Source organism: bacterium 336/3, from assembly GCA_001281695.1.
Lineage (GTDB): Bacteria > Bacteroidota > Bacteroidia > Cytophagales > Thermonemataceae > Raineya.
Map to the genome: position 1 here is coordinate 81,660 of LJIE01000001.1, position 20,524 is coordinate 102,183.

Below are 20,524 nucleotides of genomic sequence, written 5' to 3' on the forward strand. Positions count from 1 at the left end.
TTATTTCATAGGAAGTTGTTACTACTATTCTTCAACTAACTCTTCTTTCTCATCTTTTACGGCTTCTTCTTGCTCCTCAGCAGGGATTTCTTGAATACTTGCTCCAGATGCAATCAAATCACGGATTTTCTTATCTAGCTCTTCCACTAAATCGGGATTGTCTTCCAAAGCCTTCACCAATTTATCTCTACCCAAAGCAAGTTTGGTTTCGTTGTAGTAGAAATTTGCTCCAGATTTCTTGATAACATTCAATTCCACACCCAAATCAACAATTTCACCAATTTTAGAAATACCTCTACCATACATGATGTCAAATTCTACTTGTTTGAATGGAGGGGCAACTTTATTTTTCACAATTTTCACACGAGTACGGTTACCTAAAATATCATCTCCATTCTTAATTTGTCCTATACGACGAATATCAATACGAACAGAAGCATAATATTTAAGAGCATTACCACCTGTTGTTGTTTCAGGGCTACCAAACATTACACCTATTTTATCACGTAATTGGTTGATAAAGATACAGCAACAGTTTGTTTTATTGACTACACTTGTTAGTTTACGCATAGCTTGGGACATCAAGCGAGCATGTAAACCCATTTTGCTATCACCCATATCACCATCTATTTCAGCTTTAGGAACAAGAGCAGCCACAGAGTCAATAACCACAATGTCTATAGCCCCTGAGCGAATAAGTTGTTCTGCAATTTCAAGAGCTTGTTCACCACTATCTGGCTGAGAAACAACTACTTTTTCAGGATCCATGCCTAATTTTTCAGCATACGAACGATCAAAAGCATGTTCTGCATCAATAAACGCCGCAATACCACCAGCTTTTTGGCATTGGATAATGGTATGAATCGCTAATGTTGTTTTACCAGAAGATTCAGGTCCAAATATTTCCACAATTCTACCTTTGGGCAAACCACCAACACCAAGAGCTAAATCCACACCAATTGATCCTGTTGAAATAACTTCTACATCAACTACTTTGTTATCACTCAATTTCATTACAGTTCCTTTCCCATAATCTTTGTCTATTTTTTCCATTGTACTTTTTAGTGCATCCAATTTGCCTTTCATATCAACGGGGATACTGGTTTCTTTTTCTTTCTTTGCCATGTTAGTAGAATTTATGTTTTTGTAAAAATATTACTTTTAAATATCTAATCAATACATTAGCAAAGGAAAATATTTACTCCGTAAAATTTTTGTGTACCAATTATTTTCTTGAAAAAAAATACCTACTAAACATTTAGTAGGTATTTTTTTATTGTGATGTTATATTTATCTTGATTTAAAAGTATTGGGCAAATTAGCATTATTTGATTTAGCCTCTCTTTGGGTTTTCATTCTAGTATATTTATTTCTTTGTTCAGGAGTGAGAAGTGTTACAATTTTAGTTTCTCTCTCTTGATTAATAGCTTTTCTACGTTCTTGAGCTGTAGTTTGTGTAATGGTACCTGCTTGAACTTCTTGACGAACAGTTTGTAATTTTTGAGCTGCGTCTAAATTAATAGCTTGTACTTGCACTTTTTGTTCCGTTGTGAAACTGGCTTGCTTATCCATTCTTTCCGTCATCATGGTAGCACGTTGCTCGGGGGTACTTGCTGTATTTTGAGCAATTGCTCCAAATCCACAGAAAACTGTCAATAAAATAAGTAGAGATAATTTCTTCATAATCTGAATATTTTATAATATGAGTAACTTTCTAATTTTTCAAGCCACTATATTACATTTTTTTTAAGAAAAAAAGAAATTTATCTCTATTTTTTTAACATAAGGTATTCTGCTATCTGTACAGCATTGGTAGCTGCTCCTTTACGCAGGTTATCTGCAACAATCCACATATTTAAGGTGTTTGGCTGAGATTCATCTCTACGAATTCTGCCTACAAATACTTCATCTCTTCCTTTACTTAAAATAGGCATAGGATAACGATTGTTTTTCACATCATCTTCTAAAATAACTCCTGCTGTTTTTGAAATAATATTTTTTACTTCTTCCACATCAAAATCATTTTCAAACTCAACATTGACAGCTTCTGAGTGTCCACCCATTACAGGCACACGAACAGTTGTAGAGGTAACACCTATTTTATCAGTACCAAATATTTTTTTGGTTTCATTCACCATTTTCATTTCTTCCTTGGTGTAACCATTGTCCAAAAAAGAGTCAATATGAGGCAAAACATTCATATCAATAGGATGTGGATATACCTTTTTGCCTTCTATTCCTTGTCTTTCATTCATCAATTGGTCAACAGCAGCTTTACCTGTACCTGTTACAGACTGATAAGTAGAAACTACAATACGTTTAATTCCATATTTTTTATGTAACGGATTTAGAGCTACAACCATTTGAATAGTTGAGCAATTGGGGTTTGCTATAATTTTATCTTCTTTAGTAAGTACATCAGCATTTACTTCTGGAACTATCAGTTTTTTGGTAGGATCCATTCTCCAAGCAGAAGAGTTATCAATTACTGTTGTACCTACTTCTGCAAACTTAGGTGCAAAAGCAAGCGAAGTACTTCCTCCAGCTGAGAAAATTGCAAAATCAGGTTTAAGAGCTATTGCTTCTTCCATTCCTATTACTGTGTATTCCTTACTCTTAAAAAAAATCTTCTTACCCTTTGAATTCTCTGAAGCAACTAAATACAATTCTGTAAAGGGAAAGTTTCTTTCTTCTAAAACTTTCAGGATTTCGGTGCCTACTAGACCCGTAGCACCCACAACAGCAATTTTCATAATAATTAAAAAAGGTTAAAAGGTTGATAATATTTTTTTTGGAAACGCAATATTCTTGATTATTTGATAAATTTTCAAAAAATTATTTTGTTTTCTTGTATAAAGGTACTGTACTACAAGGTTCTCCAAACATGAGGCTTTGTACGTGAGGCTTTAATAAACGAGTAATTTCAACATACACATAAGTAGGTATGGGCAAATCAGAACAACCTTTAACTACTATTCGCTTGCCTTCATATTCAGCTATATTTATCTTTAACAGTTCTTTTCTAAATAACTCTATTTCAAGACTTTCTAAATCACCAAAAACAAAACAGTCAGCATATGGTTCTAAATGAATGGCTAACAGCATATATGCCCAAGTAGGCACTATGGCATCTGCTGAACAAATAATAGCCACATTTTTATTTTGGTACGAATTCCAGTCATGTTCTTTTAAAAACTGCCTAAAATCTTTTTCTTTTAAAATAAGCCCTTGAAAAAGATTTTGAGCTAAGTCATATACAACTCTTTCTCCTTTAGGATAAAAATCTTTTATATCCAGAGTAATCAGTCCACTCTGGGCAACTTTATTAACTATTTCTTCGGTTTCCATAAAATAAAAAATCTACAAGGGTTATCTTGTAGATTTCAACAAAAAAATAACTTACAAAGTTTTATTTATAAACTGCTAATTGAATAAAAACAGGGAAGTGGTCACTATAACCTCCTAAATATTTTTTACCTGCAAATGTTCTTAGGGGTTGTCCTTTGTATTGAGCAGGCTCTTGTTGCATGAGTGTTTCAGGTTTATGAATGGTTGCTGATTTTAAGACGTAACGCAGTGATGATTTTTTATTGACCAGATTAGATGAAAGAATCATTTGGTCTAAAAGATTCCATTCTGTTATTTTTTCTTTACCATTGTAGTAAGCATGTGTTCCTTTTCCTTCTGCTTTTAGTACACCCATTGCATTAAACATTTGTCCTTGTTTTAAGCCTTCAGAATAAGGTTTAGCATTGATAGTTTCAACAATACTTTTGTTGATAGGTTCATCATTCAAGTCGCCCATCACTATAATATTTGCTTTGGGAGACCTTTTTTGAATAGAATCTACTTTACTTTTCACTTGAGAAGCTACATAAATTCTTTTAGGTTCACTTTCTTTCAATCCACCACGTCTGGAAGGAAAATGAGCCACAAATACATGCAAGGTATCTTTTCCACCTAAAATCCCTGAAACAATCAAAAAATCTCTTGTTTTGTCTTTGACTTCAGGAAAGATTATTCTGCAAGATTTCTCTGCAAAAGGTTTGAATAAATCTTTTTTGTAAATCATGCCTACATCTATGCCTCTTTCGTCTGGAGAGTTATAATGAACTATTCCATAATTTTTATTTTTTAGAGCAGGTTGAGCAATGAGGTCTTCAATAACTCTTTTATTTTCTATTTCGCAAAGTCCAAGAATATCAGGAGCTTGTGGAGAGCCTAATGTACTGATAGCAGAAGACATATTGACTAATTTTTTCTGATATTTTTCGTTATCCCATTTATTTTCGGAAGTAGGGAGAAACTCAGAGTCATCAATGGCTGGATCATCTTCTGTATCAAAAAGATTTTCAACATTATAGAACGCTATAGTAAATGTATTTTTAGGCTTTTTTTGGGCAAAAAGAATGCTTGTAAAAAAGCAGAATAACAATGTAATGAATATCTGTTTCATGATTTGTTTTTTTATATACTATAAAAGTATGGCAATTTTACGTAAAAAGTATGAGTTTATCAAACAAAGAGTTTTAAAAGCCGTAGAAGTTTCAGCAAACAAACTTTTTTGTATTTTTGCAAATCTTGGCAAAACACCTTTATAATTTTTATGAAATTTCATTACCTGTTATTCTTAGGGCTCATTTTGGGAGCATGTGAACAATCCTCCCAAAAATTCCCCGCAAAAAATGCCCTTGTTATTACCAATATTGATGATACTGAGAATATTCATTGGGATACTTTACACACATTATCATCCACATCTGAAACAGCTCTTTTGGATTCAATGGCTCAAAATTTTATTAAGCAATGGCAAATACAAGGTATGACTTTAGGAGTTGTAAAAGATGGTAAATTGGTTTATGCTAAAGGTTTTGGCTATGCAGAAAAAGAACGAAATCTGAAAACACGCCCTCATCATCTTTTCAGGATAGCAAGTGCCTCAAAGCTTGTAACGGCTGTTGCTGTTATGAAACTTGTAGAAGAAAACAAACTTAGTTTAGAAAGTAAAATTTTTGGTGAAGAAGGTATTCTCAAAAAATACAACCATTGGATTGCAGACCCTATTTTACATAAAGTTACTGTAAGACATTTACTTACACATACAGGAGGCTGGCGTAATTATTTACGAACAGACCCTATGTTTGTGCCAGTATTGGTTGCTCAAGCCATGAAAGTGCCTTCACCCATCAAATTTGAAGAAACTATTCATTTTATGCTTTCGCAAAAAGGTCATTTTGAACCTGGGGCTTTTTATGACTACTCTAATTTTGGCTATTGTTTATTAGGAACTGTGATTGAAGAGATTACACAAATGCCTTATGAAGATTTTGTTAGAATAAAAGTTCTAAGTCCTATTGGAGCAGACAGAATGAGAATTGGTAAAAACAGATATAAAGAGCGTTTTGCAAACGAAGTACGCTATTATGAAGCAGAAGGTACACCCTTAAATATTTCTATATACAATCCAACAGACTCTGCATCAAGAATTTATGAAGGCAACAACACAGAAGCTTTGGGTGCTGCTGGAGGGTGGATAGCAAGTTCGGTGGATATGCTTCGCTTAGTCTGTGCTATTGATGGTTTTGATACAAAACAAGATATTTTGAGTAGCTCAAGCATCTCAGAAATGACACATTTTAACCCAAAGGACAGTTTAAAACAAAATCATCATCCGTTAGGCTGGAAACAAATTACAGCAGAAAAATGGTGGCGAACAGGCAATCTTTCTAGTACCAATATATCCCTTACTCGCCGAAATGATGGTTACTCATGGGTACTTATCACCAATACAGGTTCTTGGAGGGCTTCTTTTTTTCCTTATGAAATGGAAGGTATGATGAATCGAGCTATTCAAAAAATTAAATTTCCCGATCACGATTTATTTAAAGTCATTGATAATCAGAAACTACAACCTTAATTTGTTGTAGTTCTTTTTTTTTATTTAATTGGTTGGAAATTAAAATATCTTATGTTTCTAAAATTACAAAATCAAACCACATCCAAAGCTTTTAAAGCTGTTGTATTTATACAAATTATTGCTTTTTTAAATATCCTTTTAACAAAAGATTTTTTAATTCTTCTAGGAATAGGAAGCTATATTGCTGAAATCATTGCAGAAGTTATTTTTCTTTCTTTTTCAACCCTGTATGTATTCTATACATATTTGATGATTAGGCTTTTTACCAAAAACCCCATCACACTTAATACAATAATTATATGTTTTATTATTGGTTTGGTAATGGGTACCATTGTTGAGAATCCTTTTATTGATTTAAAAATAGCAGGTAAAAAATATTATATTTTGGCTGTCCATATTTGTTATTCTGTGGGTACTATTACCATTATTTATCATACCATCTTAGAAATTTTTCAAGAGGAAATGACCACTATTGAAAGGTTGTGGGGTTCAGCTTGTGTATATTTTATGATTGCTTGGGCATTTGGAGGTCTTTATGATATTGTCTGTATCTTCGACCCCAAAGCTCTTGGATTTTCACATCAACTCAATTTATCCAGTTATTTGGAGTCCATTGCTTATAGCATCAGTATTTTAGGAAACTTCAATCCATTATATGACAATACGAGCCTATTAATCAGTCGTTTAGCCGTTATTGAAGCTGTTTGGGCTCATTTATTTGTGGTTTTGGTAGTGGGTAGGTTATTAGCTAAATAGACTTATCCTTTTGGCAATACAAACCTAAATATAGAGCCCACACTCTCAGTGCTTTCTGCCCATATTTTACCTTTATTTTTTTCTATCATTTCTTTACAAAGTAATAAGCCTAAGCCTGTACCTTTCTCACCAATTGTACCATGTGTGGTAATATGTACTTCTTGTTTAAAAAGTTTTGAAAATGTTTCTGAACTCATGCCAATTCCTGTATCTTGAATAGCAATTTCCCAAGAATCATCATTTTCTTTTGCATATACAAAGACCTCTCCTCCGTTTGACGTAAATTTTAGAGCATTGCTAATGAGATTTCTAAAAACCAGGTTGATAAGTTGTTCATCAGCCCAGACTTGTACAGCTTCAGGAAGTTTATTTTTGAGAGTGATATTTTTATTTTTTGCAATTTCTTCCAGAAAGTTGAAATTTTCTTTTACTAAAGCATTTATTTCAACTTTTTGGGGTCTAGCTTCAATGCCTTGCATTTGATTATTTGCCCAAACCAGCAAATTATTGAGTGTGAAATGAACATGTTCTACTCCACTTTTTAGTTTTCCTGAAAATAAAATAAATTCTTCTGGACTGATATTTCTATTCTCCAAAAGACTTAACAGTCCCTTGAGAGAGTTGAGAGGTGAACGCAAATCGTGTCCGATAATTGCGAATAACTTATCTTTGGTAGCATTTACTTGTGTTAGTTTTTCTGCTTGGGTTTCTATTTCTTTTTTTTGAGCTAAAAGTTTCATATTCGCCCTTATTTTTGCTCGATTGTTACGATACAAGACAAATGCCAGTAGCCCCAGTATTGCTAAAATACCTAATACAGAGCCAAGTACAATTCTCTGGTTTTTATTTTCTTCCTCTTGTATTTTCTTATCTTTTTCCAATAATTCTATGGCTTGCTTGGTTTTTCGCAAAGCTATTTTTACCTCTATATCAGCCAAATGATTTGCATTGTCTTTATTGAGAATGCTGTCTTTGAAAGCCAAATGTTTTTTCTGAAAACTATACGCCTCTTCAAATTTGGAAAATTCTCCATAAAGTTCTGATATTAAAAGACTTGATTTGATTTTTACAATTCCCCAATTTGCTTTCATCGCAAAATCATAAGATTTTAAAGCATAGTCTAAGCTTTCTTTTTCCTTATGTAATTTTTCGTAACACTCTGCTATATAAAGATATATATAAGAGTTTAGTATTTGATTATTAACATCCTCCGAATATTTCAGGCTTCTAAACAAGTATTCAAGAGCTTCTTTATATTTTTCCTGTTTTAAATATATCTGTCCTATTCCATCTAAACTTTGTGCAAGAATTAATTTATTTTTATCTTTTTCTGCTATTTGGTTGGCTTTGAGATGATAACTCATAGCCTCTTTTAGTTTATTTTCTGAACTTAAGCTAAAACCCAAGGCATTATAAATTTCTGTAATGTGTATCATACACTCCAAAGGGTTTTTCTCTACAATTTCTTTGGCTTTCAAAAAATACGCTGTGGCTTTGGTATGATAATCTTGATTTCGATATAACAATCCTATGTTAAATAAATCTAAAGATTGCAATACAAAATCCTTATTATCAACCGATTCGACTGCTTTCAAAAAATACTCAATACTGATGGCATAACGATTTTGAACTCTGTAATAAAAATGTCCAATTAAATGAAAACATATACCCAAATCTTCGGAGTTTTTTACAGTGTCTTCTATTTCAGCGAGTTTTAAGCTATACTCTAATGCTTTTTGAGGCTGATTAAGTTTTTCTAAAATAGTAATACCATTCAAGAGAGAACTTACAACTCCCTGATGATGATTCTTTTTCTTATAGATTTCAAAAGCTTTTTGTTGATAATTTGAAGCCTTATCATATCCATTTTGCTGAATGTATAAATATGTTAAAACTTTGTATATTTCTGCTAATAGAACATCGTTTTTAGGTTCTTTTTCGTAAATAACTATACATTTTTCCAACGAATCTATGGCTATTTTTTTGTATTCTTTGGTTGAAGAGTAATTTCTGAATCCATCCCAAATTTTTTGAGCTTCTGTAAAAAGTTTAAGCTTTTGTAATATTTTAATGGCTTTCCAGTGGTAATAAAAACCTAACTCGTTTTTTTGGTGAAAAAAAGCTAAGTTTTGATAGTAAAGGCTTTCCCCTTTTAAGTACCTTGTTTTTTTAGTTATTTCTAATAGCTTTTCATTTGTTTGCAAAGCCAAGTTAAAATATCCGTTTGAAATATATTGCTGGCATAACCGATGTAACAAATTGATTTGACTTGTATCAACTTTTGTATTTTTTAATAATATTTTCAAACTATCTATTGGGTGTATAGATTGCCCTTGTAGTGTTGAGAAAAATAAAAGTGATAAAAATAATAGTGTTGTAGGTATTTTCATATTTGGTAAGCACAGCATTCAATAAACTTAATATAAAACAAACATATTGCCAAATACATCTGTAAAAATTTGCGTAATTCTTATCTAAATTGTTCATGAAAAACCGAATAATAAAAATCTTCTTGATTATAACTTCCATGTACATTCCATTATGTGGATTACTTTATTTTTTTCAAGAAAAACTCATTTTTTTTCCTCAAAAATTAGATAAGAGTTATCCATTTAAATTTGAACAAGAATTTGAAGAGTTAAACATAAAAGTACAAGATGGGAAAATATTAAATGGACTTTTATTTAAAGCTAACACTTCAAAAGGACTTATTTTTTATTTACACGGAAATGCAGGAAGTTTAAGCTCTTGGGGTAGTGTTGCCAAAACATATACAGATTTAAACTATGATGTTTTTATTCTTGATTACAGAGGCTATGGGAAAAGTGAGGGGAAAATAAACAGCCAAAAGCAACTTTTTCAAGATAATCAAATAGTGTACAACGAATTGAAAAAGAGATATAAAGAAGATGAAATAATCGTTTTAGGTTATTCTATTGGAACAGGGCTTGCCTCCAAACTTGCTTCTACCAATAATCCAAAGCTTTTAATTTTACAAGCACCCTATTATAGCCTAACAGACATGATGCAATACAACTTTCCATTTGTTCCAACTTTTATTTTGAAATACAAATTTTCGACAAATGAGTATCTGAAAAATTGTAAAATGCCTGTTGTGATGTTTCATGGAAACAAGGATGAGGTAATTTATTATGGTTCATCTTTGAAACTAAAAAATGAATTTAAACAACAAGATACTCTCATTACACTCAATGGACAAGGACATAATGGAATGACAGACAATGAAGATTATAAAACAGAATTGAAAAAAATATTAGTACGGTAAAAACGAACACAATAACGGATTCGGCAAACCTATTAGGGATTATTTCATAGAAGCATACTATACAAGTTTATGACAACTATTTTATTACTTCAGTTATTAGTTTCTTTTTTTGTAGGAGGCTCATTGATAACAATACTTTCCTTAATTGCAGAAAAGACCAGCCAACATATTTCAGGTATCATTATGATGTTCCCAACAACTTTGGTCTTAGGTTTTTTCTTTTTAGGACTTACAACAAATGCCAAAAATGTTTCAATGATTATCCCAGCTACCTTAATTCCTCTTGGTATTGTAATATTTTCCTCTGTAATCTATATTTATTGTTCTATTTTTTTTGCCAACTATATTAGGAGTAAAATTCCACAAATATTATGTTCTCTATCAATCAGTAGCATTATTTGGTTTGTATTAGTTTCTCCATTTGCTATTTATAAGTTTTCTAATATCTTGATTAGTATTGTTGGTTTCTTCATAATTATCACATTGACACATTTTATATTGAAGAGTAAAAATCATGAATTCAATTTGGATAGACCTAATTATACAAAAACACAAATATTTATTAGAGCAGTATTCACAGGAAGTATCATTGCAATAGTTGTTTTTTTAGGCAAAACATTAAATCCATTTTGGGGTGGTATTTTCACAATGTTTCCTGCTGCAACTTTTGCAACATTGGTAATTTTACATTTTTATTATCATCCAAAACAGCTTTTTTATTTTATGAAAAACGCCCCTTTAGGCTCGATTTCATTATTTATATATACCATTTCTGTTATGTTGTTGTTTCCTAAACTTGATATATGGTTAGGAACGCTGGTTTCCTATTGTATTTCTTTGACTTTTAGTTTACTATTAATTAGCTTTAAACTCAAACAACACAAAAATACTATCAAATAAGACTCCATCTCATGCTTCACAGATCTTTTCAACAAAGACTTTTATTTTACTTTATTCTTGCAATATTTTGTTGCATTATGCCTTTTATTTTAACAATGCTTTTAGTAATTGTAACAGAGCATAGAGAATTGGGAATGTCAGTTGCTGTTATTCCTTCTGTTATGCTTGTTCATTTCATTTTTTCAGGAATTTTCTTGCAAACAACTCGATTAGTGAAGTTTATTACTTCAATATTGACAACTTTATTTGCAATTATTGGACTGAAGTATTTATTACCCTTGGGAATAATTCATCATCTATTTGATATTTATGGTTTTTGGGACATTGTTATTATACATTTGGTAATAGCCATTATTATTTGGGAAATCGCCTATCAACTATTGATTAAATTTTTGAGACATTTTTGAAACATTCAATTATCAATTAAATTTTTCATTAAACCCTTTTTCAAATTCTTCTACCACTTTTACAATGGCTTCTTCAGTTTGGTGTCTTCGGGAGAAGTGAATAGGAATCGCTTTTTTCACGTGTGCTTTTTTAGCTACCTGCCCCGAAAGAAAAGCTGTACTATGATGATTTTTTTCAGCAAGTTCCAACTCTTCATGCAAATAATAGGCTTCTATATACAATTCATCAGCTTGTTTGCACAAATTGATAATCTTTTGATGGTTCTCTTCAGAAGCCAAATGATCCATCACAAAAGCTATTTTTGAGCCTTTTTTTTCTTCCAAATACACAAATAAGTCTTGAGCTTTATGCAAATTTCCTTCTATGAGTATCTCTTTTTCAGGATTTTGCTCTACAAAAGCTTGTTTCAAAGCCTTTATCCATTCTCCTTGTTTAAAAGGCAAATCCTTTTGAATACTGATTTTTGAGTGTTCTGTAAAACAATATGCAATACAAGGCGTTCTATGGTTTAGAATCGCATATTCTACACTAAAAACCTCATTTTCGTACAAATATTGCTCTTGTAAAATGCCTTTGTGTTCCAATTCCCATTTAGGTGTATGAAGCACATATACATCTATTTGGTTTTCAGATATTTCTCTTACTTCGTAATGCAAAGCCTCAGCAGCTTGTTCTTCAGAGAGCAGAATATCCCAGTTATAGCCCAAAAGCTTAGATTGTACATTTTTAGCTATTCCTTTGGGTCCACAAATCGTTACTTTTCGGTTTACTTGCAACTGATGCCTTAAGATTGTATCAAAATTGCAAAAATGGTCTATATGTGTATGGCTGATAAAAATCGCCTGAATGTTTTTTATATCACTGATAGTCAAATCAGAAGCTTGCCCACAATCGCATAAATAAGTGAAAGAGTGGTTGGGAATATTGAGTTGCAAACAAACATCTTCTTTCAATTTACTTTTTAAAATCGCCTGAATCATAGTTATATATGTTTGAGAAAGGTACAAATTTACACAAAGCCATACAAATAAAAAAACACGAGAAGCTTCTCGTGTTTTAAGTTTATTCACCTTGTGCTTTTTTCAGTTCAATTTCTATAAGCAAACAATTGTAAACCAAACCAATATGATTAAATTTTGCTTGTTGTAAAACCATTTCGGAATCTATCAAATCTCCTTGTTTTACAATTCCTTTTTTCCAACGGTCGTACATCAAATTGTAAGAACGTTGGGCTGCTTTTAACACTTTTTCCTGTGTTTGGAGTTGCAGACTTGTTTCCTGAAGTGTATTTTGAAGTGTCTGAATCTCTAAATTTACTTGTTTGATGGCAAAATTATAACGTTCTGAAGTTTGCTCAGACTCTAATTTAATTTGTGCCATTTTATTGTTTTGCCTAAATCCATTAAACAGAGGTACATTTAATTGTAGTCCTACAAAAGTAGAATTAACCCAACGATATTTATTAAAATCGAAATTTTCTTGTTGTGTAAGGATAGAATGTTGCCCAACAAGTTGCAGATTAGGTATTAATTTCGCTTTTTCTATTTTAACCTGATTATCAAGTATTTTCTTTTGAATATTTAGTTGTTCTAAATCTGTTCTCTTCTTGGCTTCAAGATTAGAAAATACAATATTTTTAGGATTAAAATGCAGACTATCAGAAAATTGCAAAACTTCTTGGCTTGGTAAATCAAGTAAAAGCTTTAACTGATTTTCAGCAAGTGTGTATGCATTTTTAGTTTTGATAAGATTTGGTTTGAGGTTTTCGACTTGTACGTATGCTTGTAGTGTATCTGCCTCTGTTAGAAAGCCTTGTTCCAAACGTTGTCTTACATCCGAAAGTATTCTGTTTTGGCGTTTGAGATTTTCTATCCAAAAATCGTGTTGAGCTTTTGCCCAAAGAGCGTCAAAATAGATTTTTCTCAATTCTGCTAATTTCTGATTTTCAAGTGTTTTAAGAGCTAAGTAAGCATTTTCTTTGTTTAATTGAGCATTTTCAAGTATAGGTTTGTTTTCAAACTGCAATAAAGGTACAGAAAGTGTCAGGTTTGCCTGATAAACATTCTTGGCACTTGCATTTACCGAACGAAATTCTTTAGAATCGGCAGTTGGGTCGAAGAAAGTTGCAGGCAGGAAAAACACTTGTGGTCTGATATTTCTGTTATAATTTCCACTCAAATTTAAAGATGGTAAATATACACTTTGAGCTTCCTTCACACCATATTCAGACTTTTGAATGTCTTTTTTCTGGATGTTCAGTTCTATATTATTCATTTTTAATTTCATCTCAGTTTCTTTTAAACTCAAAGTTGTTTGAGAGTATCCGTTTATTGTTGTAAGTATCATAAAAAGACCCGTTACAACAGCTTTTTCGAGAATATTTTTCTGAGCGTTCATGATATTTTTCTTAGAAAATCTTTTTAAAATCCTGTCTAACTCTAAATAGATCGCAGGGACAATAAATAATGTGAAAATCATGGAACTTGTAAGCCCTCCTATGAGTACCCATGCTAAAGCAGAGTTGTACTCACCACCAGAGCCTGTTTGCAGAGCCAAAGGCAACATTCCTATGACCATGGCAAGGGTAGTCATCAGAATAGGTCTCAAACGAGTTTTACCTGCATCCAAAAGAGCATACAATACATTTCGTCCTTCTTTTCTGAGTTCATTGGCTCTATCTACAATCAGGATAGCATTTTTGGCAACAAGCCCCAGCATCATAATCATTCCGAAAATAGAAAAGACATTGAGTGTTTTCATGGTAAGAGCCAAAGCTAACAAAGCCCCTGTAAGTGCCACAGGAATAGAAAACAATACCACAAATGGATATAAAAATGAATTATAAAGAGCAACCATAATCAGGTACACAAATGTAATCCCTGCAGTAATGGCTAAACCCAGATATACAAAAGAGTCATCTGCCATTTCCAAATCCCCTTCGTAGCTAATTTTAATGCCTGCTGGCGGAGGATTTTGGGCTACTATTTGTTTAATTTCTTCACCAATTTCGTTTACTGACTTTCCAATAGCCTTAGAAAACATAGTTACAGAAGCATTTTTATTTCTGCGTTCGAGAGCAGAAGCCGATGTAATCATTTGTATATCAGCAATCTGTTTTAGATAAATAAGTTCGCCTTGAGCATTGATAAAACTCAGATTTTCAATTTGTTCTGTTTTATTACGATCAGATTTTTCCAATTGTACCCTTAGAGGAAACTCAGTATTTCCTTCTCTGAATTTCAAATCGTCAAAGCCTGTAAGAGCTACTCGTAAGGTTGTAGCTACTTCGTCCAAATTTAATCCCAAACTAGCGAGTCTATCTCTATTGATTTGTATATCTAATTCTGGTTTCCCTGCAAGTATAGATAGGCGTACATCATCAGTTCCCTTAATTTCAGATGTCATTTTCTTGAGTTTTTGTGCATACTCAAACATCTGCTTTCTATCTGCTCCACTAATTAAAATCTGGATGGGAGTAGCCTCAGCACCTATTACCCCAACAGGCGAAACTTTTACTTTTGTACCTGCCTCCTCTAAAATCATGTTTCGAATCTGTTGAGACATTTGTAGTACAGTTTTATTTCTTTGTTTTTTATCTGTAAGCAGAATTGAGAACTCTATTTGATTATCTCCTATTACTTCCCCAAAATAAGGGTCATTGGAAAGCCCTACAGTGCTAAATATTCTTTTTACTTCTGGTAGGTTCTGGATTTTTTCCTCAAATTTTTGAGCTACTCTTTGTGTTTCTTCAAACTTTGTACCTGCTGGTGTTTCTACAATTACAGAAATTTCACCTTTGTCTGTGGTAGGAACAAACTCTCCGCCTATATAACCTTCTGTTACCAAACTAAAAGATGCTATCATAGAACCAAAAGCTACAAAGTACACAACCCAACGAAATTTCAAGCCTTTTTTCAAAAAAGAAACGTAAAAATTCGTTAGCTTATGAATCTGCTTTTCTATGGTTAAAATAATTTTTCCAAAAATGTTTTTAGGACTCAGATGCTCCAATTTTGCAAAACGAGAAGCCAGCATGGGCGTAAGCGTAAAGGAAACAATTAAACTGGCAAGTGTAGAAACCACTATTACCAAAGCAAATTCTTTTACCAAACCACCTGTAATGCCTGGGACAAAAGCCAAAGGTAAAAACACCACCACATCTACAAGTGTAATAGAAAGAGCTGAAAAGCCTATTTCATTTCTGCCATCTAAAGAGGCTTTTACTTTGTCTTTTCCCATTTCCAGATGCCTATAAATATTTTCTAAAACGACAATTGAGTCATCCACAAGAATTCCTATTACCAAACTCATCGCTAATAAAGTCATCAGATTTAGGCTAAAATCCATGATATACATTCCTATAAATGAGAATACTAAAGAAGAAGGGATGGCTATCATGACTATTAAGGCATTTCGGAGTGAATGCAAGAAGACAAGCATCACAAGAGCTACCAGAAAAACTGCTATAATCAAATCATGAAAAACTGTTTCTGTAGCTTTTAATGTAAACTCTGAGCTATCCGCAGCTATTTCAAAAGTTAGTTTTTGTGTTTTATATTCTGTCTCAATTTTTTTAATTTCGTTTCTTACAAGCCCTGAAACCTCTACAGCATTGGCATTAGATTGTTTCTGAACAATCAAACCAATAGAGTTTTTTTGATTGAGTCGGGTAATGGTTTTACCATCTTTACTGCCATCTTCGAGGGTAGCAATATCTTTGAGCTTAATTTTGCTTCCATCTTTTAGAACTGCAATATCCAGATTTTCAAGGGTTTCAAACTCTGATATTTTCCCATTCAAACGCAAACCAAATTGAGCATCTTCATCTTTGATATTGCCAATAGGTACATCCAAATTTGATTTTTGTAAAGCCTGTACCACTGCCAACATAGGTATTTGATGATATTTTATCTTTTGTTCATCCAAATACACTTTTATTTCTTTTTCTTCACCACCCACCAACTGAATACGCCCAACTCCTTTGAGTTGTGATAGATGAGGTTTTATTTGCTCTTTTAAAATCTGATACAATTCTTTTTCTGAAAGACTTGAGGTACTTGCTAAACGCAAAACAGGTAAGTCTGCCAACGAATATTTATCCACAGTAGGTGTTTTTGCACCTTGAGGTAGTTGTGGTACAACCTGATTTACAAAGCGTTGTACCTCTTGCATGGCTTTATCGAGGTCTGTATCTTGTAAAAACTCAATACTGATTACAGCATAACCTTCATTAGAACGTGATGTAATGCGTTTTACTTTACTTGCTCCAGCCACAGCATCCTCAATTTTTTTGGTAATAGTACTTTCTATTTCAGCAGGTGAAGCACCCTCATACACAGCTATTACTGAAACAAATGGAGCATTAATTTTGGGTAATAGCTCATATTTCAATTGCCCGATGGCAAATATTCCTAATAAACTGATTATCAATAAAAACACAATAATCAAGATAGGTCTTTTGATGGAGATTTCTGTGAGTGTCATAGTTATTGAATTTTTACTTTTTGACCATTTTCTATATTATTTTGCCCTTTTACAATTACTTTGTCGCCGAGTTTCAAGCCTGAAAGCACCTCTATATTTTCACCATATTCTCTACCCAAAACTACTTTTTTAGATATCGCCTTTTCATTTTCAATCACAAAAACCTGATTATCAAGAATTGCTATTCGAGGTACAAGTAAAATTTCTTTTTGGGTATTATCTGCCAATATTACTTCTGCATTCATGCCTGCCAGTATGGGTTTTGTTGGGTTGTTTTGCATCAGGATTTCTACTGGAAAAGTACCCGCATCTGTACTCTGAACGGCTATGGATTTGATGACTCCTTCAAATTTTTCTTCTTTTCGGGTTGGTATAACAACTTGCACTTTTTGTCCAACTTTCACTTTATCAAGGTCTTGTGCTGTCAGATTCACAAACAAACGTAGTTGAGCAATATCTGTAATAGTTGCTATAGGTGTTCCTACGCCCAATACCTTCCCAATACCTACAAGTTTTTGTGAAATTACTCCGGAAATAGGGCTTTTGATAACTGCATAATCTAAAGCCTGCTGAGATAATTGCAGGTTTTGTTCTGCATTTTGCATCTGAAAACGAGCATTTTCTAAGTCATACTCTGAAAGATTGTTATTTTTGAACAATGCCTCATAACGTTCAAAATCTCTTTTGGCTTTCTGATAATTGATTTCAGCTATTTTTCTTTGTGTTTGTTTGGTTTTAGCATCTATAATTGCTAAAACCTGCCCCTGAGCTACTCTGTTGTTCAAATCGAAGTAAATCTGTATGATTTTACCATCTGTTTCTGAAAGCACCTCTAATGTTTCAAAAGCTTTAAAAATACCTGTTGCTTTAAAAATACCTTGTACTTTTTTTGTTTGTATAGATGCAATTTGAACGCTTGTAAGGGGTTTTATTTGTGCCTCTTTGGCTTGAGCATTTTGTTTTTCAACGTTTCCGTTTAAAATAACAGTTATTCCAAAAATCAGTGAAGCTGTAATGGCTATCACCAGCAAAATTTTGATAGATGATTTCATATTTTTTAATTTTTAGTTTTTCAATTCATAAAAACCGACCATTCGGTTTATTTAATTACAACAAACCAACTGTTTGGTTTATTGTATAAGCAAAAAAAATTATTTTTTTAATCCTTTATAAAAATCGTCCCATAAATCCTCGATAGATGTAAGAGCTTTGGTAAAATTTTCTGTGAGAATGTTATGGATAAAGTTCGAATCGATACTGTATATAAATAATTTAGCTATATGATGACTTGACATGGGTGTATCTATTTCCCTACTTTCTTTGGCTTTTTCTATAATTTCCTCCCACATGATTTGCTCTTCCAGATGCATATTTTTAAGTTTTTCCTTAAAATCAGGAAAACGATGGATAGCATCGAAAACTAAGAGAAAATAGTTCATATTATTATAATCTTCCTCTTTCTCAACATTTACACACTCTTTGATGAATCCTATAAACCTTTGTAAATGTTTTACATAACTTAAATAAAAATTTTTCAAAGAAGATTTATCAAAATCACTTTGATTGTTCATTTCATCACCCAAATAAAATGTATCTATCACTTCTATAAATAATTGCTCTTTACTTTCAAAGTAGTGATAAAATGCTCCTTTAGAAAGTTTTGTTTCTCTTACAATGTCTTGCATTGTAACATCTTTAAAATTTTTTTGTATAAAAAGCCTAAAAGCTATTTTAAGTATATGTAATTTCGTTTCATTCATAAACCGACCATTTGGTTTGTAAAATAAGTAAGAAAAGTTTGATGCACCAAATATTTTTGTAACTTTTTTTAAAATGGATGATTTAGAAATTTTTTTCTAAGAACTGATGAAGCACAATCAATGCCCAAATACGATTGTAGTAGTATTTATCCCCTGCCAAAAACTTTTCTTTTAAGGCTTTCACTTGTGGATATTTTACAATATTGTGTTTTTCAACTACCTTTCTATGTAAAAATTCATCTATTAAGAATTTCAAATCCCCTAATAACCAGTCTGCTAAAGGAATAGAAAATCCTTTTTTGGGTCGTTCAAAAAACTCGGCAGGTACATATTCATACAATACTTTTTTGAGCAAATATTTGGATGTTTTATTCTTGAATTTCAGGTTAGAAGATAGATTCATGGCAAACTCAACCAAACGGTAATCTAATAAGGGAGAACGGGCTTCCAAACTATATTTCATGGTAGCTCTATCCACTTTCACCATCAAATCATCTTGAAGATAATATTGCAAATCAAAAAATGATTGTTGAAGCATTGGATTACACTTGAGCAACCCAAACTGCGAAGTAAGTAAAGGCTCTGAATTTGTGATGGGAAAAGTCACCATATTTTCTACTTCTTTTTGTGAAAAAAGAAATTGTTCCTGTGAAAAAATATGACTCGCTAATTTTTTACGTTTGGGATAAGCAAATAATGATGACGCCTTTTTATAAGCAATATTATTAGGACGAGTTTTTAGAATTTGAGAAATCGGGTATCTAAAAAGCTTCAAAATTGGATTATCTAATCTTTTTGCCCACTGATACATTCCATAACCTAAAAAAAGCTCATCTCCACCATCTCCACCTAACACTACAGTTACTTGCTTTCGAGCAAACTCCGAAACCAGCATGGTTGGCACAGCAGAAGAATCGGCAAATGGTTCATCATATACATCAATCAGTTCTGGTATTAATTTTTTTGCTTCTTCAATAGAAATGATATGTTCATAATGCTCTGTACCCAAATGTTTAGCAACTTTTTGGGCAAAAGGAGCTTCATTAAATTTTTCTTCTTTGAATCCTATAGAAAAAGTTTTAATAGGTATTTTGCTTTGTTCTTGAGCAATAGCAGCTACTGTACTTGAATCTATCCCTCCACTCAAAAATACACCTAAAGGCACGTCACTAATCATTCTATATTGCACTGAACTTGTCAGAAGTTGTTTTAACTTTTCAAAAGCTTCCTTTTCATCCTCTAGGCTTTCTTTCTTCATACAAGCCTGAATGTCCCAATACATATTTTCTTCTACACCATTTTTGGTGATTTTCAGCCAATAGCCTGAATACATCTTGAAGACATCTTGATAAATGCTATGAGGACGAGGAATATAACCCAAATGCAAGAAATCTTCTATAGCTTCATGATTCAGGTCTTTTTTAATAAAAGGAAGAACCATCAAGGCCTTGAGTTCAGAAGCAAACGCAAAGTGATGTCCATTCCAGAAATAATAAAGTGGTTTTTTGCCTATTCTATCTCTAAACAGATACAATTCTTTTTTTTCAGTGTCATAAATAGCTATAGCAAACATTCCATTGAACATTTGTACACATGAGGCCCCTTTTTGAACAAACGATTCTAAAATAACTTCTGTGTCTGATGTTGTTTTGGTTTCTATCTGGAGTTTTTCAGCTACTTCTTTAAAATTATAAATTTCACCATTATATACAATAATATACCTTCCATTATGCGAAGTCATGGGTTGGTTCGCCTGTTCAGATAAATCGAGAATGGAAAGCCTTCGATGTCCTAAACCACATATTCCATCATAAAAAAAGCCTTCAGCATCAGGACCTCTATGAGCCAAACGAGTAGTCATTTGCTTCAATAAATCTTCTGAAACACCATTCTGAAAAGAAAGAAAACCTGCTATGCCACACATAAAAAGTGATGAATTATAAATGCGTAAATGATGAATGTCGTTTTGATGGAAATTTACAAAACAGCACTTTAAATGTCTTGTATCTGGTA

13 protein-coding genes and 3 pseudogenes are annotated in these 20,524 nt (G+C 32.5%); 5 read left to right on the plus strand and 11 right to left on the minus strand.

Going from position 1 to position 20,524, the window contains the following annotated elements:
* Nucleotides 1-24: 24 nt before the first annotated feature.
* The 5 genes and pseudogenes from AD998_00340 to AD998_00360 all read right to left on the minus strand — a co-directional run bounded on the left by AD998_00340 (nt 25) and on the right by AD998_00360 (nt 4,456).
* Complete coding sequence (locus AD998_00340) at nt 25-1,086, minus strand: recombinase RecA (GenBank protein KOY87989.1); 1,062 nt, start codon at nt 1,084-1,086, stop codon at nt 25-27.
* Between the two features lie 282 nt (nt 1,087-1,368).
* Nucleotides 1,369-1,608, minus strand: a pseudogene (locus AD998_00345) (hypothetical protein).
* Between the two features lie 161 nt (nt 1,609-1,769).
* The gene (locus AD998_00350) at nt 1,770-2,753 is read right to left on the minus strand and encodes an aspartate-semialdehyde dehydrogenase (GenBank protein ID KOY84804.1); all 984 of its coding nucleotides are present in this window, start codon (nt 2,751-2,753) and stop codon (nt 1,770-1,772) included.
* Between the two features lie 82 nt (nt 2,754-2,835).
* Nucleotides 2,836-3,348: a hypothetical protein gene (locus AD998_00355; protein ID KOY84805.1), complete on the minus strand. Its 513-nt coding sequence runs from the start codon at nt 3,346-3,348 to the stop codon at nt 2,836-2,838.
* A gap of 61 nt (nt 3,349-3,409) precedes the next feature.
* Nucleotides 3,410-4,456 carry a hypothetical protein gene (locus tag AD998_00360; GenBank protein KOY84806.1) on the minus strand — a complete coding sequence of 349 codons (1,047 nt, stop codon included), beginning with the start codon at nt 4,454-4,456 and terminating at the stop codon, nt 3,410-3,412.
* A gap of 312 nt (nt 4,457-4,768) precedes the next feature.
* Between AD998_00360 and AD998_00365 the strand changes: the two are divergent.
* Nucleotides 4,769-5,917 (plus strand): annotated as a pseudogene (locus AD998_00365) (hypothetical protein).
* Nucleotides 5,918-5,968: 51 nt separating this feature from the next.
* Complete coding sequence (locus AD998_00370) at nt 5,969-6,673, plus strand: hypothetical protein (protein ID KOY84807.1); 705 nt, start codon at nt 5,969-5,971, stop codon at nt 6,671-6,673.
* Nucleotides 6,674-6,675: 2 nt separating this feature from the next.
* Here the strand turns inward: AD998_00370 and AD998_00375 are convergent, their stop codons facing one another.
* Nucleotides 6,676-9,063: a hypothetical protein gene (locus tag AD998_00375; protein KOY84808.1), complete on the minus strand. Its 2,388-nt coding sequence runs from the start codon at nt 9,061-9,063 to the stop codon at nt 6,676-6,678.
* Between the two features lie 95 nt (nt 9,064-9,158).
* Here AD998_00375 and AD998_00380 point away from each other — a divergent pair, with 95 nt between their 5' ends.
* The 3 genes from AD998_00380 (at nt 9,159) to AD998_00390 (ending at nt 11,266) form a co-directional block, all read left to right on the plus strand.
* On the plus strand, nt 9,159-9,959 hold the full coding sequence (locus AD998_00380; protein ID KOY84809.1) for a hydrolase: 801 nt from the start codon (nt 9,159-9,161) through the stop codon (nt 9,957-9,959).
* A gap of 69 nt (nt 9,960-10,028) precedes the next feature.
* Nucleotides 10,029-10,859: a hypothetical protein gene (locus AD998_00385; protein ID KOY84810.1), complete on the plus strand. Its 831-nt coding sequence runs from the start codon at nt 10,029-10,031 to the stop codon at nt 10,857-10,859.
* Nucleotides 10,860-10,936: 77 nt separating this feature from the next.
* Entirely contained in the window at nt 10,937-11,266 is a 330-nt protein-coding gene (locus tag AD998_00390; protein ID KOY84811.1) for a hypothetical protein, read from the plus strand.
* A 12-nt stretch (nt 11,267-11,278) separates the two neighbouring features.
* Here the strand turns inward: AD998_00390 and AD998_00395 are convergent, their stop codons facing one another.
* The 5 genes and pseudogenes from AD998_00395 to AD998_00415 form a co-directional block, all read right to left on the minus strand.
* On the minus strand, nt 11,279-12,247 hold the full coding sequence (locus tag AD998_00395; protein KOY87990.1) for a hypothetical protein: 969 nt from the start codon (nt 12,245-12,247) through the stop codon (nt 11,279-11,281).
* A 1,429-nt stretch (nt 12,248-13,676) separates the two neighbouring features.
* A pseudogene (locus AD998_00400) lies at nt 13,677-16,751 on the minus strand (acriflavin resistance protein).
* Between the two features lie 2 nt (nt 16,752-16,753).
* Nucleotides 16,754-17,803, minus strand: coding sequence for a hypothetical protein (locus tag AD998_00405; protein ID KOY84812.1), 1,050 nt, complete (start codon nt 17,801-17,803; stop codon nt 16,754-16,756).
* Nucleotides 17,804-17,902: 99 nt separating this feature from the next.
* The gene (locus AD998_00410; GenBank protein KOY84813.1) at nt 17,903-18,511 is read right to left on the minus strand and encodes a hypothetical protein; all 609 of its coding nucleotides are present in this window, start codon (nt 18,509-18,511) and stop codon (nt 17,903-17,905) included.
* Between the two features lie 82 nt (nt 18,512-18,593).
* On the minus strand, nt 18,594-20,435 hold the full coding sequence (locus AD998_00415) for a hypothetical protein (protein KOY84814.1): 1,842 nt from the start codon (nt 20,433-20,435) through the stop codon (nt 18,594-18,596).
* Nucleotides 20,436-20,524 lie beyond the last annotated feature (89 nt).

Bases quoted from the DNA above. Each gene is read 5' to 3' on its own strand.
- AD998_00340 (KOY87989.1), bottom strand. From the start codon at position 1,086: ATGAAAGGCAAATTGGATGCACTAAAAAGTACAATGGAAAAAATAGAC.
- AD998_00350 (KOY84804.1), bottom strand. From the start codon at position 2,753: ATGAAAATTGCTGTTGTGGGTGCTACGGGTCTAGTAGGCACCGAAATC.
- AD998_00355 (KOY84805.1), bottom strand. From the start codon at position 3,348: ATGGAAACCGAAGAAATAGTTAATAAAGTTGCCCAGAGTGGACTGATT.
- AD998_00360 (KOY84806.1), bottom strand. From the start codon at position 4,456: ATGAAACAGATATTCATTACATTGTTATTCTGCTTTTTTACAAGCATT.
- AD998_00370 (KOY84807.1), top strand. From the start codon at position 5,969: ATGTTTCTAAAATTACAAAATCAAACCACATCCAAAGCTTTTAAAGCT.
- AD998_00375 (KOY84808.1), bottom strand. From the start codon at position 9,063: ATGAAAATACCTACAACACTATTATTTTTATCACTTTTATTTTTCTCA.
- AD998_00380 (KOY84809.1), top strand. From the start codon at position 9,159: ATGAAAAACCGAATAATAAAAATCTTCTTGATTATAACTTCCATGTAC.
- AD998_00385 (KOY84810.1), top strand. From the start codon at position 10,029: ATGACAACTATTTTATTACTTCAGTTATTAGTTTCTTTTTTTGTAGGA.
- AD998_00390 (KOY84811.1), top strand. From the start codon at position 10,937: ATGCCTTTTATTTTAACAATGCTTTTAGTAATTGTAACAGAGCATAGA.
- AD998_00395 (KOY87990.1), bottom strand. From the start codon at position 12,247: ATGATTCAGGCGATTTTAAAAAGTAAATTGAAAGAAGATGTTTGTTTG.
- AD998_00405 (KOY84812.1), bottom strand. From the start codon at position 17,803: ATGAAATCATCTATCAAAATTTTGCTGGTGATAGCCATTACAGCTTCA.
- AD998_00410 (KOY84813.1), bottom strand. From the start codon at position 18,511: ATGAATGAAACGAAATTACATATACTTAAAATAGCTTTTAGGCTTTTT.
- AD998_00415 (KOY84814.1), bottom strand. From the start codon at position 20,435: ATGTGTGGCATAGCAGGTTTTCTTTCTTTTCAGAATGGTGTTTCAGAA.